Raw genomic sequence first — 14149 nt, 5'->3', positions numbered from 1 at the left:
CCGCCCGTAGACTGGTGACGTGCCCGCCGACCGCCTTCATCTCGTGCGCCACGGGGAAGTCCACAACCCCCGTCGTGTGCTCTATGGCCGGCTCCCCGGATTCGGGCTGAGCGTCGATGGCCGCCGTATGGCCCGCCAGGCCGCGGACTACGTGCACGGCCTGCAGCGGCCCGTCGGGGCTCTCGTCGTGTCGCCGCTCCAGCGCACGCGCGAGTCCGCCGAACCGTTCGTCGAGCTCTTCGGAATCGAACCCTTCATCGACGACCGCGTGATCGAGCCGACCAACGTGTTCGAGGGGCGACGGATGAAGCGCGCCCTGGCGAACCCGATCAACTGGCGCCACCTCTCGCGCCCGGCGGTGCCCAGCTGGGGCGAACCGTACGAGCGGATCGTGGCCCGCATGACCGAGGCCATGACCGACGCCTGGGAGCGCGTTCCCTCCGGCGATGTCGTCGTCGTCTCCCACCAGCTCCCCATCTGGGTCACGCACCTGGCCCTCTCACGCCAACCCACCCGCCACGACCCCCGCAAGCGCCGCTGCGCGCTGTCGAGCGTGACGAGCTTCGAGCGGCGAGACGGTGCCGCCGGGACCTCGCGCTGGGTCGAGGTGGCGTACGCCGAGCCGGCCGCGACGGCCGGAGCCGTCGACGTAGGAGCCGTCTGATGCGCCGAGTTCTTTCCGCCGCCGCGGTCGCGATCCTGGCCGTCGGCTTGGCCGCCTGCGGTGCCGACCCTCTCGCCGAGCAGTACCGCGCCGGTGACAACAAGGGCTTCATCGCGGCCAACGGCTTCCAGACCCAGGAGATCGCGCCCGATCAGCGGGGAGAAGCGGTCGACTTCGCCGGGACCCTCGACAACGGGTCGCCCGTTTCCAGCGCCGACTTCGCGGGACAGGTCCTCGTGGTGAACTTCTGGTACGCCACGTGCGGCCCGTGCATCATCGAAGCGCCCCGTCTCGAACAGGCCTTCCAGACGTTCGAGGGTCAGGACGTGGAGTTCCTCGGGATCAACACGTACGACCAGCCCGCCACGGCGCTGGCGTTCGCCCGCGACAACGGCGTGTCCTACCCCAGCGCCATGGCGGTGGGCGACGCGGAGCTCAAGCTCGCTTTCGCCGAGAAGACACCGATCAACGCCACGCCGACGACGCTCGTGCTCGACCGGCAGGGGCGCGTCGCCGCCCGCGTGATCGGTGAGCTGCCCGAGGCATCCATCCTCGAGGCGATGGTGCGCACGGTGCTCGCGGAGAGCGCGTGAACCCCGGAGCTCTGGTCTTCGACGGGGCGCTGTGGCTCGCGATCCCCGTCGCCCTCGCCGCGGGCCTCGTTTCGTTCCTGTCGCCGTGCGTGCTTCCGCTCGTGCCGGGCTACCTCGGCTTCATCGGCGGCGCCGTCGCGCCGCGCGGGGGGTCGGCATCCGCCCCCGGCCGCTCCCGACTGGTCTTCGGCACCCTGCTCTTCATCGCCGGGTTCACGCTCGTGTTCATGGCGGTCAACGTATTCGGCGGGACCGCCGGCATGTTCTTCCTGCGGTACGCCGACACGATCACCCGCATCATGGGCGTCGTGATCATCCTGCTCGGGCTGGTCTTCATCGGGCTGTTCGGTCTCGCGCAGCGGTCGGTGCGCCTGCAGGCGCGCGGCAACCTCGGGCTGGTCGGCGCTCCGCTCCTCGGCGTCGCGCTGGGCGTGGGGTGGACCCCGTGCATCGGGCCGACGCTCGCGGCGATCCTCTCGGTGTCGTACAACCTGGGCGACCCCGGTCGGGCGGCACTCCTCGGGCTGGCGTACTCGCTGGGCCTCGGCATCCCGTTCCTGCTGCTGGCGCTCGGCTTCGGATGGGCGTCCCGTTCGGTGGCCTTCGTCCGTCGGCACATCCGCGTCGTCAACCTCATCGGCGGCGCGCTGCTGATCGTGCTGGGCCTGCTGATGGTCACGGGCGTGTGGGGTTCGTGGATGTCGAACCTGCAGGGGGTGATCGGCAATGTCCAGCTCCCGCTCTGATCGAGGGAACACCGTGACCGAACCCGCCGACGGCGTGCTCCGCCCGTCCGACCATGCCGACTCGGCGACCCCCTCCGGCGACGAGATCTCCTCCCCGCGCCTGGGCGTGGTGGGGTGGCTGCGGTGGGGCTGGCGGCAGCTGACGAGCATGCGCACCGCGCTCGTGCTGCTGCTGCTCCTCGCGATCGCGGCGGTCCCGGGCTCGCTCGTGCCGCAGCGCAGCGCCGACCCCAACGGCGTGACGCAGTACTTCCGCGACAACCCGGATCTCGCGCCCGTCCTCGACAACCTCAGCCTCTTCGACGTGTACACGTCGCCGTGGTTCTCGGCGATCTACATCCTGCTGTTCATCTCCCTCATCGGGTGCGTTCTGCCGCGCACCAAACACCACGCCAAGGCGCTCCGTGCGCAGCCTCCGCGCACGCCCGCGCGGCTCGCGCGACTCGACGATCACCGCGTCGCATCCGTTCCCGTGCCGGAGGGGCAGGATGCCGACGTCGTCGCCACCGCGGCGGTCGACAGTGCCGCGGCGCAACTGCGCAAGGCCGGGTACCGCGTGGCGCGGTACGACGGGCGCGGAGCCTTCTCGGTGTCGGCGGAGCGCGGGTACCTGCGCGAGACCGGAAACCTCGTCTTCCACGCCGCTCTCGTCGGCGTGCTCATCGCGGTCGGTGTCGGCGGCGGCTTCACGTACACCGGTCAGCGCGTTCTCGTCGAGGGGCAGGCGTTCACGAACAGCCTCCTCGACTACTCCTCGTTCAACCCCGGTCGTTTCGTCGACAGCAACGCCCTGGCCCCGTACTCGATGACGCTCGATCGTTTCGACGTGAGCTACGTCCCGCCCGGGCAGCCCGGCTCGGGCCAGGCCGGCGACTTCGCCGCCCACGTCACCACGATCGCTCCGGGCGGCGACCGCCGCGAGGGGCAGATCCGCGTCAACCACCCGCTCGACGTGCAGGGCGATCGCGTGTACCTGCTCGGCAACGGCTACGCGCCCACCGTGACGATCCGCAACGCCCAGGGCGAAGAGGTGTTCCACGACTCGGTGGCCTTCCTGCCTCAGGATGCCAACATGACCTCGCTCGGTGTGATCAAGGTCGCCGACGGTCTGCCCGACCAACTGGGTCTCGTCGGCTTCTTCTACCCGACGATGGACACCCTCGACACGGGGGCGCTCACCTCCACGTTCGGTGGCCTGGAGTACCCCGTGCTCACGCTGCGCGCCTACTCGGGCGACCTCGGCATCGACGGCGGGACACCGCGGTCGGTGTACACGCTCGACACGAGTGAGATGACCCAGATCGCGGGCGGCGACAGCGGCACGCCGGCGTTGCGCCTCATGCCGGGCGAGACGCAGGACCTGCCCGAGGGCCTCGGAACCATCACGTTCGAGAACGAGGCACCCGCGGGGGCGGTGGGCTACCAGGACTCGGTCAAGCGCTTCGTGTCGCTCTCGATCCACCGCGACCTCGCGGGTCCGTGGGTGCTGGTCTTCGCCACGCTGGCCACGCTCGGGCTGCTGGCGGCACTCTTCGTCCCGCGTCGGCGCATGTGGGTCAAGGCCGCAGCGGACGGCGACACCGTGCGCATCGAGTACGCCGCCCTCGCCCGCGGCGAAGACCCCACGCTCGCCGCCGCGCTCGACCAGGTGGTCGAACGGCACCGTTCCACGCTCCCGGCCCCCGACGACCAGAGCCGCCCCGACACCGGAAAAGTAGACTGACATCATGCCCGGAACCGACCCGCTCGTCCTCGACGAGATCTCCCTCCTGTTGGTGTGGACGGCCGTCGCGATCTACGTGCTGGCCTTCATCGCGTACGCGATCGATCTCGCCCGCCGATCCGACCTGGCCCTCAAGGCCAAGGACGAGATCGTCGCGCGCGAGCTGGTCACCGCGGGTGGCGGCGGTGTGATCGACGCCGCCTCGCCGTCGGCGGCATCCGGAACCTCGCCCGCCCGGCCGCGGTACCTCTGGGCCCGCATGGGCACGGCGCTCACGGCCCTCGGCTTCCTGTTCCACCTCGCCGCCACGGTGCTGCGCGGTATCGCGGCCGAGCGTGTGCCGTGGTCCAACATGTACGAGTTCGCCCTCACGGGCGTGCTGCTCGTCGTCGCGGTCTACCTCGCTGTGCTCACCCGGTACGACCTGCGCTTCCTCGGCTCTCTCATCACGGGTCTCGCCGTGGTGCTGCTGGGCGGGGCGACCCTGGCCTTCCACGTCGAGGTGGTGCCGCTCGCGGACCCGTTGAAGTCGGTGTGGCTCGTCATCCACGTGTTCGTCGCGTCGCTGGCCACCGCGCTGTTCGCCCTCGCCTTCGGGCTGTCGATCATGCAGCTGCTGCAGGCGCGCCGCGAGCGGAAGCTCGCCGCGGCCGCCGCCTCCCCGGACGCCGCGGCGCCGCGCCGCAGCTTCCTGCAGACCCTGCCGACGGCGGATGCGTTGGAGTCTCTGGCGTACCGCTTCGCGATCGTCGGCTTCATCTTCTGGACCTTCACTCTCATCGCCGGTTCCATCTGGGCCAACGACGCGTGGGGCCGGTTCTGGGGCTTCGACACCAAAGAGGTCTGGACCTTCGTGATCTGGGTGCTGTACGCCGGGTACATCCACGCTCGCGCGACCCGCGGCTGGCGCGGCACCCGTTCGGCCTGGCTGTCGATCATCGGCTTCGCCGCGGTGCTGTTCAACTTCACCATCGTCAACGTCTTCTTCAAGGGTCTGCACGCCTACTCGGGTCTGACCTCCTGACGCGTCGCCCGCGCGGGCGCCGCGCGCGCGTGCCGGGGTGCCGAGGCGTGCGGGCGCCGGCGCGCGTGCCGGGGTTCAGTGTCCAAGACACGCGGACGCGGGGGCGCGTCATCCGCGTGTTGTGGACACTCAATCGGGGCGTCGGGGCGAGGCCGGCCTAGCGGAGCGCGGTCGTGGCCTGCGGTGGCATGCCGGGTTCGGTGTCCAAGACACGCGGATGCGGGGGCGCGGCATCCGCGTGTTGTGGACACTCAAGAGGGATGCCAGCGCGTTGGGGCGTCGGAATACCGGGGCGTCGGGGCGTTGCCGGCTTAGCTGCGCGGTCGTGCGCTGCGGTGGCGTGCCGGGGTTCGGTGTCCAAGACACGCGGACGCGGGGGCGCGACATTCGCGTGTTGTGGACACTCAATCGGGCGTTGGGGCGTTGGGGCGTCGGAATGCCGGAGCGCGCGGGGCGCGGGGAATGCCGGGGCCTGGCCGGCCGAACGGAGCGCGGTCGTGCGCTGCGGTGGCGTGCCTGGGTTCAGTGTCCAAGACACGCGGACGCGGGGGCGCGGCATCCGCGTGTTGTGGACACTCAACCGGGGCGGGGCGGGGCGGGGCGGGTCGGGGCGCCACGCGCGGGTGGCATCGGGACTGCCGGCCTACGTGCCGGGGCGCCAGCCTCGGGAGATCAGCGCGGCACGGACCGGGCCGACGACGTCGCGCGCGGGGACGTGGAGGTGGTGGTCGAGCACGCGCACAAGGAGCCATCCCGCTCCGGCGATGGCGCGCCACCGGTCGGCATCGCGGCGGAACTGGTCGAGCGCGGCGTGTTGGCGCCCGTCGTACTCGACCGCGACACGGTAGGCGCGGTACGCGAGGTCGAGTCGAGCGACGAACCGGCCGTCCACATGCAGGTTCTCGTTCAGCTCCGGTTCGGGCAGCCCCGCGCGGTGGAGCAGTAACCGCACCTCGGTCTCCCGCGGCGATTCTGCGCCGGCCCGGGCGAGGTCGAGGGCGGTCTCGAGGTCCGCGGCCCCGCGTCGACGGAGGCGTTCGAGGGCGCCGCGGAGTTCGTCACGGTCGGCGTCCCGCCGGGTCAGGACGACATCGACCGCCGCGACCAGAGCGTCGAGCGGGAGCATTCCCCCGAGCTGCGCCCAGGTCTCGGCGGCCGAAGGGACCGGGAGTCCGTGGCGGAGGGTCAGGTCGGCGCCATCCATCCGGAGCCGATGGCCGATCACGCCGACCGACCGCGGCTCGCGTGCGGGACGGTCGGCCGCCACGTGGAGGTCGCGTAGGGCGTAGCCGGGGAGCGGCAAGTCCCAGAGCGCGGCGGCGGTGGTGTGGCTGAAGAACTGACTCCCGCGCAGCCGGGGTGCGTACGCCACGCACCGGTCGAGCACTTCGTCGAGCGGATGATCGACCCCGACTCGTACGCCATGGAAGGGCGCGAGGAGGTCGTGAGCGAACAGGCGCCCCGAGGCGATTCCCTCCCGGCGGGCGGTCGCGACGTCGAACGCGGGTCCGAGGTGGTCGGGCAGGGCAGAGCGACGCATGTCGCCAGGAAACCGCACCCGCACTCCTGGCGGTCGCGGCCTCTCGCCGTTCTGGGGATGGCGAAGGCACTGCGTGTCATGTGGAGGAGGGGCACTCGCACAGGTGCGGGGTGGTCCACCCCGTTGAGTGTCCAAGACACGCGGATGCCGGAGCGGCTCGTCCGCGTGTCTTGGACACTCAACAGGGAGAGGCGCCGCGCCCCCGCGCAGCGCCCCGGCGTTGCGTCCCCGCGCCGCGTCCCCGCGCCGCGTCCCCGCGCCGCGTCCCCGCGCTGCGCCCCCGCGGCGCTACGCGGGCTGGGCGGCGGCGCGCACGGACGCTGTGCGGTGCCGGACCACGACGAGCGTCGTCACGATCAGCGCGAGCACGGCCCAGACCGCGAGGCCGGCGACACCGGCCGCCACTCCGCCCGATGATGCGAGGGCGCCGAGCATCGCCGCGTAGGCGGGGGAGGTCGGCAGCAGCGAGGCGAGACCCGCCAGGATCGGCGGCACCGTCGAGACGATGTTGGCCGCGACGGCGAGGGCTCCGATCACGGCCGCGACCCAGCGTCCCGCTCCGCCGAAGAGGGCGACGAGGGCCTGGTTCACCGCGGCGAACGCCACTCCGGCGGCGATGCACACGAGGGCGAACAGCGCCCAGTCGCTCCAGTCGTACTGGGATGCCACCTGTACGACGCCCGCGACGAGGATGCCCTGCACGGCGCCAATGATCGCGGCGGGGGCGAAGCCCCGCAGAGCGACGAGGCCCGAGGCGCGGCGGCTCGTGAGCGCCCGCGCCGACACGGCCTGGAACGCGACGAACGAGGCGAGGCCGCCGAACCAGAGCACCGCCATCGCCAGCAGCGGCACCGCCGCGATGCCGAACAGGGAGTCGCTCACGCCGGACGCCGAGACGGGGTCGGCGACGACGTCGGCGAGGTTCTGTGCCTGGGCGTCGGTGTAGGTCGGCAGTTGCGCGACGGCCGTGTCGAGCCCGTCCGCGAGCGACGAGGTGCCCGAGGCGACCTGGTCCACGCCGTCGGCGAGCTGCACGGCACCCTCCTCGGCTCCGGCGACACCGGATGCCAGCTGCGCGGCGCCGCTGCTGAGGCCCGCTGCACCTGTGCCGAACTGTCGTGCGCCGTCGGCGAGCTGGTTCGCGCCTCCGGCGAGGCCGTCGACGCCGCCGGCGATGGTGTTCAGGCCGTCCGCGGCTTCGGTGGCGCCGCCGGCCAGCCCGCGGGCGCCGTCGGCGAGCTGCTGGTTCGCGGCGGCGATGGTGCGGATGCCGGCGGGCAGCTCTGCGGCGTCGCCGGCGAGTTCGCCGATCCGCGTCACGGTCGCCGTGGCCTGGGGGAGCGCGGCGTTCGCGTCGGCCGCTGCGGCGCGCAGCGCCTCGCACTGCTCGGGCGTGCCCGTGCACTCGTCGGCGGCCGTCTGCAGCGCTGCCGCCGCCGCCACGAGGGCGTCGTTGACCTGCGGCGCGGCTTCGGACAGGTCGGTCGCGATCTGCGCGAACTGCGGCGGGATCTGGTCGGCGATGCCGTTGATCTCGTTGGCGAGCTGTTGGTTGCCGTCGGCGATGCTGTTCGCACCGCCCGCGAGGTCGCCGACACCGGCGGCCGCCTCGCGCGTACCGCCGGCCAGCGCGGTCGCACCGCCGGCGAGCTGCGACGCGCCGTCGGCCAGTGGGCCGGCTCCCGCGGCCAGCTGCTGCGCGCCGGTGGCGAGCTGCGAGGCTCCGTCCGACAGCTGCCCGAGGCCGTCGGCCAGTGCGTCGGCACCGTCGGCGGCTTGACCGGCGCCGTCGGCGAGCTGGTGCGCTCCACCGGCCGCCGTGCTCAGCTGCTCGCCGAGGGTGGTGAAACCGAGGAACACGTTGGTGAGGTACTGCGACGACAGCTCGCTCCCGAACACCGAGGAGGCGGTGGATGCCAATTGCGCGGTGATCGCGCCGTCGACGACGCGCGCGTTGGGTGCGGTCTCGACGCCGATCGTGGCTCGTTCGGGTGTTTCGCCCGGTCGCGTGGAGAGGGCGGCGGCGGTGAAGTTCTCGGGGATCGTGACGACGGCTGTGTACGTGCCGTCCTTCAGGCCCGTTGCGGCGTCGTCGTCGTTCGAGATGACCCAGTCGATGTTGCTCGGCTGGTCGTCGGCGCCCTCGACGAGTCCGCCGGTGAGCTGCCGGCCCAGGGGCACGAGCTGCCCGTCGAGCTCGACGGCCTTGTCGTCGTTCACGATGGCCGCGGTGATGTTGTCGAGACGGTCGGTGGGGTTGTAGAGCGCGCCGACGAGGATGCCACCGATCACAGCGGGCAACAGCAGCACGCCGATGAGGGTGAGCCAGGTCACGGGGCGGCGCGAGCGGGAGCGCTCGACGGGGACGGTCATGCGAACACCTCGGAGAGATCGGTGAAGGACTCGGGAGCCGGTCGGTGGCGGTGGGGCGACGGGAGGGCGAGCGAGGTGACGTCGGGGCGGTGTGCGTCGGCGAGGAGCGCAAGGGCGCGGCGCTCGTCGCGGGCGGAGACGACGAGGGTGAAGGCCCCGGAGGCGTCGTCGCTGCGCTCCCGCGCGGCGGCCGATGCCCGGCGGATCGCCTCGGCGACATCGGCGCGGGCGTCCGCGTCGAGGCGATCGACGTCGCACAGCACGGCCAAGCGTGTGCGGCCCGACACTGCGCTGTCGACCTCGGCTGCGACCGTCTCGGCGTCGTCCAGCAGGGCCACGCCCACCCGCGAGCGCACCGTGCCGGCCCGCTCGGGCAGCAGCAGCCCGTCGACGCGCAGGCGTCCCTCGATCGCCGAGAGGCGACCGGCGAGGGCGAGGAGCAGGGGACGCGTGACGCGGGTCTCCCCGGTGACGAGCAGCGTGCCCCCGTATCCGAGGCGGAGCTGCACGTCGGCGAAGGCGGGGTCTTCGTCGTCGCGCACCGTCGCCGCGCGCAGGTCGTCGGCCGCGATCGCGATCGCCGGCTCGGAGGGCCACCCGGCGAGTCCGAGCTCGCGCTCGACGGCTTCGCCCTCGACGTCGAGCTTGGGCAGGAGCCGGTCCAGCCACCGCGGCATCCACCAGGCCTTGGCCCCCAGCAGCGCGAGGATCGCCGGCACCAGGGTCATGCGCACGAGGAACGCGTCGACGGCGACGCCCACCGCGAGGCCCAGGGCGATCGGCTTGAGGCTCGAGTCTCCCTCGGGCACGAAGGCGACGAACACCGAGAACATGATGACGGCGGCGGCCACGACGACCCGCGCCGAGCCCCGGAAGCCGCTGCGCACGGCGCCGAGGGCGATCTCCCGGGGGGTGCGACCCTCGCGGGAGGCGTGCACGTAGTCCTCGCGCATGCGCGAGACGAGGAACACCTGGTAGTCCATCGCCAGACCGAACAGCACGCCCATGAGCACGATCGGCATGAAGCTGATGATGGGGCCGACCTTCGCCACGTGCAGGGCGTCGGCGAACCAGCCCCACTCGAACACCGCGGCGACGACGCCGAAGGACGCGGCGACCGAGAGCAGGTACCCGCCGGCGGCGGTCAGGGGCACCCAGATCGAGCGGAAGACGATCATCAGGAGGATCAGCGACAGGCCCACGACGAAGATGCCGAAGGGGAGGAGCGCCGCTCCGAGCTGGTCGGAGATGTCGATCGTCACGGCGGTGTAGCCGGTGACCAGCAGGCGCACGCCGAACTCGTCGTACAGGCGGTCTTCGGCGGCGCGCAGTTCGCGCACGAGGTCGGCGGTGCGCGGGTCTTCGGGGCCCGTTTCGGGGACGATCTGCACGATGCCGGTGTCGGCGGTCTCGTTGGGGGTGGCGAGGGCCACTTCGGCGACGCCGGGGATCTTCGCGACCTCGTCGCCGATGTCCTGCATGAGCGTCAGCGGATCGTTGGACGTCACGATCGTTCCGGTCATGATGAGGGGGCCGTTGGCGCCGGGACCGAAGTACTCCTCCGTGAGCTCGTACGTGGTGCGTGCCTCGTTGCCCTCGGGGAGCTGACCGGCGGTCGGCAGGGTGAGGGCGAGGCTTCCCGCCGGGATAGCGGTGACGCCGAGGAGGCCGATCACGGCGACGGTCGTGATGACGGGATGCCGTGTCACGAGGCCCACCCACCGCTTGGCGGGACCGTTGCGTTCGGCGCGCGCCTTGGCGGCGGCGACCTTCTTCTCGCGCTCGAGGGCGGCGGCGTGGACGGCGTCGGCGTCCTCCTGCGCGGACATGCCGCGACGGCGGCGCGATGTCGTGCCGCGCGACCCGTAACCCCAGCCGACGACGCGGCCCTTGGCGAAGCCGAGGAGCGCCGGCGTGAGGGTGAGGCCGATGCAGACCGCGATGGCGACCGCGACCGACGCGGCGATGCCCATCGTGGTCAGGAACGGGATGTTCGCGAAGCCGAGGCCGATGAGCGCGATGAGCACGGTGATGCCGGCGAACACCACGGCCGACCCGGCGGTGCCGGTGGCCCGCGCGGCGGACTCCTCGGGGTCCATCCCCTCGCGCACCTGATCCTGGTGGCGCGAGACGATGAACAGGGCGTAGTCGATGCCGACCGCCAGGCCCAGCATCACCGCCAGCAGCGGGGTGGTGGACGACACGGTGGCGAACCCGGTCGAGATGAAGATCAGGGCGACGGACAGCGCCACGCCGAGGATGGCGGTGGCCAATGGCATCCACGCCAGGCGCAGCGAGCGGAACGTCAGCATGAGCACGATCGCGGCGATGACCACGCCCAGAGCCTCGGTGATGGTCGCGCCGGGGACCTCGGTGGCGAACAGCTGACCGCCGAGCACGGCCTGCGAGCCGCTGGGGAGGGCCGCGCCGAGGGCCTCGGTGTCTTCGCGCAGGCCGTCCTCGGTCGCGGCGGGGACCGCGGTGGCCTCGCCCGAGAATTGAATGCGGATGATCGCGGCGCGATCGTCGTCGGAGACGCCGCCGGAGATGCGGTCGTCGAAGGGGTTGGTGACGGCCTCGACGAACTCGAGGGTGCCGATGTCGTCCACCGCGGTGCCGATGGCGTCCTGGTAGGCCTGGTCGCGCACGCTCGCGCCGTCGGCGGAGACGACCACGATGTCCGCGCTCGCGCCGCTGACCTGCGGGAACGTGCGGGAGAGCATCTCGAGCCCGGCCTGGGATTCGGTGCCCGGGATCGAGAAGGTGTTGTCGGTGCCTTTGGCGAACAGCGCCACACCGCCGCCGGCGAGCGCGAGGATGAGCAGCCAGGCCGACAGGACGCGCCACGGGTGGCGGAACGACCAGCGGCCCAGGGTGTACAGGAAGGTGGACACGGTGGCTGCTCCCGAGGTCGGCGGTGGGTCGATACAGCACCGTATCGGATACAAGACTGTATCGTAGTGATGCGGGCTGACCTACAACCTGAGTCTCGCCCGTGAAACGAAGAGGAGCGCGGCATGACCGATACGGCACCGGCGCCGTCGCGACGACGCGAGAACACCCGCACCCGACTCATGGATGCCGCGGCCCAGATGTTCGCCGAAGAGGGGATCGACGCGTCCTCGGTCGAGGCCATCTGCGAACGCGCCGGCTTCACCCGCGGGGCCTTCTACTCGAACTTCGCCTCCAAGGAGGAGCTCTTCCTGGCCCTCTGCGGGCGCTCGGCCGACACGACGCTCACGGCCGTGCGCGAGCGTGTCGCCTCGCTCGAGGTCACCGAACTGGATGCCGACAACGAGGTGCGCAAGATCGTGCAGGAGGTGCTCGAGGTCGCGGGACACGACCGGCTCGACGTCCTGCTCGGGGCCGAGATCCGCGTGCAGGCGCTGCGCAACGGCGATTTCGCGGAGGCGTACCTGGCGCTTGACCGCGGACTCTCCGAGAACGTCGCCCACCTCGTACGCGATGTCGCACAGGCGCGCGGCCTGTCATTGCGCCTGCCCCTCGACGAAGCGACCGATCTGCTGCTGTCCACGTGGATCGCCGCGTCGGAGCACGCGCTCATCACACGACGCGACCCGAACCGCGCCCGGCGTGACCTCGCCGAACGTCTGGCGCACCTCGTGGCGCTCATCCTCGAGTGACGTCGGCCTCGAGCAGCCGATAGCACCGGGTGAGGCGCTGCAGCCACAGGTCGCGTCGCTCGGCGGGCGCGGCGACCCTGTCGAGCCCCGCCGTGGTCGGTACGGGACGAGACACGGCCAGAGCCCCCGCGCGCGGCCGGAGGGGTTCGGCGACGACGTCGGCGGTGAACAGGGATGCCGTGCCGAGGCCGCAGTCGTATTCGAGGTCGGGAAGCGCGGCGGCCACGGCGAGTCCCATCGACAGTCCGATCGAGGTGTCCAGGGCGCTGGAGACCACGGCCGGCAGGCCCGCATCGGCGACGAGGGCGAGCGCGGCGCGGACCCCGCCGAGCGGCTGCGCCTTGATCACGAGCAGGTCGGCCGCGCCCGCGCGTGCGACCCGGAGGGGGTCGGCCGCCTTGCGGACGCTCTCGTCCGCAGCGATCGGGATGTCGAGGTAGCCGATGCGCTGTCGCAGCTGCGCGAGTTCGTCGACCTCGGCGCACGGCTGCTCGATGTACTCGAGGTCGAACTCGGCGAGGGCGTGGACGGCGCGCTCGGCCTCGTCGACGTTCCACCCGCCGTTCGCATCGACGCGGATGCGGCCCTCGGGCCCCATGGCCGCGCGGACCGCGCGGACCCTCGCGACATCGTCGGCGAGCACCTGGCCGGCCTCGGCGACTTTGACCTTGGCCGTGCGGCATCCGTCGAAGCGGGCGAGGACCGCGTCGACCTCGTCCGCGGTGACCGCGGGGACCGTGGCGTTCACGGGGATGCTCGCGCGAAGCGGCGGAGGGGTGGGATGCCACCCGAAGTCCACGGCCGCCGCGAGCCACGTCGCGGCCTCCGCGTCGTCGTACTCGATGAAGGGCGAGAACTCCGTCCACCCCTCGGGCCCTTCGAACACGACGGCCTCGCGCGTCCGGATGCCACGGAACCGGGTCGCCAGCGGGAGGGCGACGACGCGGGCCGTGGCCAGGACGTCGGCGAGCGGGGGAAGCGCGGTGGGGCTCATCGTCCCATCCTGGCCCGCGCCCCGGACCGCCGGGAATAGGCTGACGCCATGCTCTTCGACACCCCGGTCCGGCTCGGCGTCCAGATCCAGCCGCAGCACGTGCAGTACTCCGACATCCGTGACGCCGTCTTCCGCCTCGAGGAGATGGGCGTCGACATCCTGTTCAACTGGGACCACTTCTTCGCGCTCTACGGCGACCCCGACGGTGAGCACTTCGAGTCGTGGACGATGCTCGCCGCGTGGGCGGAGCAGACCGAGCGGGTGGAGTTCGGCGCCCTGGTCAACTGCAACAGCTATCGCGGGGCCGACCTGCAGGCCGACATGGCCCGCACCATCGACCACATCAGCAAGAAGGGCGGCGACACCGGTCGCTTCATCTTCGGCACCGGGTCGGGGTGGTTCCAGCGCGACTACGACGAGTACGGCTACGAGTTCGGCACGGCGGGCTCGCGCCTGAACGCGCTCGCCGGCGACCTCGACCGCATCGTCGAGCGCTGGGGCAAGCTCAACCCCGCGCCCACGCGGAAGATCCCCGTCATGATCGGCGGCAAGGGCGAGCAGAAGACGCTGCGCATCGTCGCCCGTCACGCCGACATCTGGCACAGCTTCGTCACCCCCGAGGAGCTGCCGCACAAGTTCGAGGTCATCGAGCGCTGGGCCGAGACCGAGGGGCGCGACCTGTCGGGCCTGGTCGTGTCGAACGAGCTCAAGGACCGCGACGAGGACGTCGCCGACGCGCTGTTCGACGCGGGGACCCGGCTGTTCACGCTCGGGTTCTCGGGTCCGGACTGGGACTACTCGATCATTGAGCGCTGGCTCGCCTGGCGGGACGCGAAGAACGCCTGAGT

At 71.8% G+C, this 14149-nt stretch carries 11 protein-coding genes; 7 read left to right on the top strand and 4 right to left on the bottom strand.

The features are described 5' to 3' along the window. Window positions 1-19: 19 nt before the first annotated feature. From P5G46_RS06120 to ccsB, 5 genes are read left to right on the top strand one after another with little or no spacing between them, the layout of a single operon-like run. The gene (locus tag P5G46_RS06120; RefSeq protein ID WP_239277355.1) at window positions 20-664 is read left to right on the top strand and encodes a histidine phosphatase family protein; all 645 of its coding nucleotides are present in this window, start codon (window positions 20-22) and stop codon (window positions 662-664) included. After that, window positions 664-1257: a TlpA family protein disulfide reductase gene (locus P5G46_RS06115; RefSeq protein WP_408905214.1), complete on the top strand. Its 594-nt coding sequence runs from the start codon at window positions 664-666 to the stop codon at window positions 1255-1257. Before P5G46_RS06120 ends, P5G46_RS06115 begins: the two co-directional genes overlap by 1 nt. Next, window positions 1254-2003 carry a cytochrome c biogenesis CcdA family protein gene (locus P5G46_RS06110; protein WP_239277357.1) on the top strand — a complete coding sequence of 250 codons (750 nt, stop codon included), beginning with the start codon at window positions 1254-1256 and terminating at the stop codon, window positions 2001-2003. The genes P5G46_RS06115 and P5G46_RS06110 overlap by 4 nt, the downstream gene beginning before the upstream one ends. Beyond that, window positions 1984-3726: a cytochrome c biogenesis protein ResB gene (gene resB / locus P5G46_RS06105; RefSeq protein WP_408905213.1), complete on the top strand. Its 1743-nt coding sequence runs from the start codon at window positions 1984-1986 to the stop codon at window positions 3724-3726. Before P5G46_RS06110 ends, resB begins: the two co-directional genes overlap by 20 nt. Window positions 3727-3730: 4 nt before the next feature. Next, the gene (gene ccsB / locus P5G46_RS06100) at window positions 3731-4750 is read left to right on the top strand and encodes a c-type cytochrome biogenesis protein CcsB (protein ID WP_239277359.1); all 1020 of its coding nucleotides are present in this window, start codon (window positions 3731-3733) and stop codon (window positions 4748-4750) included. Window positions 4751-5393: 643 nt separating this feature from the next. Here the strand turns inward: ccsB and P5G46_RS06095 are convergent. The 3 genes from P5G46_RS06095 to P5G46_RS06085 all read right to left on the bottom strand — a co-directional run bounded on the left by P5G46_RS06095 (window position 5394) and on the right by P5G46_RS06085 (window position 11557). Next, entirely contained in the window at window positions 5394-6290 is an 897-nt protein-coding gene (locus P5G46_RS06095; RefSeq protein ID WP_408905212.1) for a hypothetical protein, read from the bottom strand. A gap of 288 nt (window positions 6291-6578) precedes the next feature. Continuing rightward, on the bottom strand, window positions 6579-8663 hold the full coding sequence (locus P5G46_RS06090) for a YhgE/Pip domain-containing protein (protein WP_408905211.1): 2085 nt from the start codon (window positions 8661-8663) through the stop codon (window positions 6579-6581). Then, window positions 8660-11557, bottom strand: a complete 2898-nt coding sequence (locus P5G46_RS06085; protein WP_408905210.1) for an MMPL family transporter — start codon at window positions 11555-11557, stop codon at window positions 8660-8662. Before P5G46_RS06085 ends, P5G46_RS06090 begins: the two co-directional genes overlap by 4 nt. Before the next feature lie 123 nt (window positions 11558-11680). Here P5G46_RS06085 and P5G46_RS06080 point away from each other — a divergent pair, with 123 nt between their 5' ends. Then, complete coding sequence (locus P5G46_RS06080) at window positions 11681-12307, top strand: TetR family transcriptional regulator (protein ID WP_408905209.1); 627 nt, start codon at window positions 11681-11683, stop codon at window positions 12305-12307. Here P5G46_RS06080 and P5G46_RS06075 read toward each other — a convergent pair. Further along, on the bottom strand, window positions 12294-13301 hold the full coding sequence (locus P5G46_RS06075; protein ID WP_239277240.1) for an o-succinylbenzoate synthase: 1008 nt from the start codon (window positions 13299-13301) through the stop codon (window positions 12294-12296). The two genes, P5G46_RS06080 and P5G46_RS06075, sit on opposite strands and share 14 nt — an antisense overlap. A 48-nt stretch (window positions 13302-13349) precedes the next feature. On the opposite strand from P5G46_RS06075, the gene P5G46_RS06070 reads away from it, so the two are divergent. Continuing rightward, the gene (locus tag P5G46_RS06070) at window positions 13350-14147 is read left to right on the top strand and encodes an LLM class F420-dependent oxidoreductase (protein ID WP_408905208.1); all 798 of its coding nucleotides are present in this window, start codon (window positions 13350-13352) and stop codon (window positions 14145-14147) included. Window positions 14148-14149: the final 2 nt, after the last annotated feature.

Origin of the sequence: Microbacterium mcarthurae (assembly GCF_046064585.1) — a bacterium.
Lineage (GTDB): Bacteria > Actinomycetota > Actinomycetes > Actinomycetales > Microbacteriaceae > Microbacterium > Microbacterium mcarthurae.
The sequence above is the reverse complement of the archived record's forward strand: the minus strand, read 5'-3'. Positions and strand labels throughout refer to the sequence as shown.

Coding starts and splice junctions, on each gene's coding strand:
- P5G46_RS06115 (WP_408905214.1), top strand. CDS start 664: ATGCGCCGAGTTCTTTCCGCCGCCGCGGTCGCGATCCTGGCCGTCGGC.
- resB (WP_408905213.1), top strand. CDS start 1,984: ATGTCCAGCTCCCGCTCTGATCGAGGGAACACCGTGACCGAACCCGCC.
- ccsB (WP_239277359.1), top strand. CDS start 3,731: ATGCCCGGAACCGACCCGCTCGTCCTCGACGAGATCTCCCTCCTGTTG.
- P5G46_RS06095 (WP_408905212.1), bottom strand. CDS start 6,290: ATGCGTCGCTCTGCCCTGCCCGACCACCTCGGACCCGCGTTCGACGTC.
- P5G46_RS06090 (WP_408905211.1), bottom strand. CDS start 8,663: ATGACCGTCCCCGTCGAGCGCTCCCGCTCGCGCCGCCCCGTGACCTGG.
- P5G46_RS06080 (WP_408905209.1), top strand. CDS start 11,681: ATGACCGATACGGCACCGGCGCCGTCGCGACGACGCGAGAACACCCGC.
- P5G46_RS06075 (WP_239277240.1), bottom strand. CDS start 13,301: ATGAGCCCCACCGCGCTTCCCCCGCTCGCCGACGTCCTGGCCACGGCC.
- P5G46_RS06070 (WP_408905208.1), top strand. CDS start 13,350: ATGCTCTTCGACACCCCGGTCCGGCTCGGCGTCCAGATCCAGCCGCAG.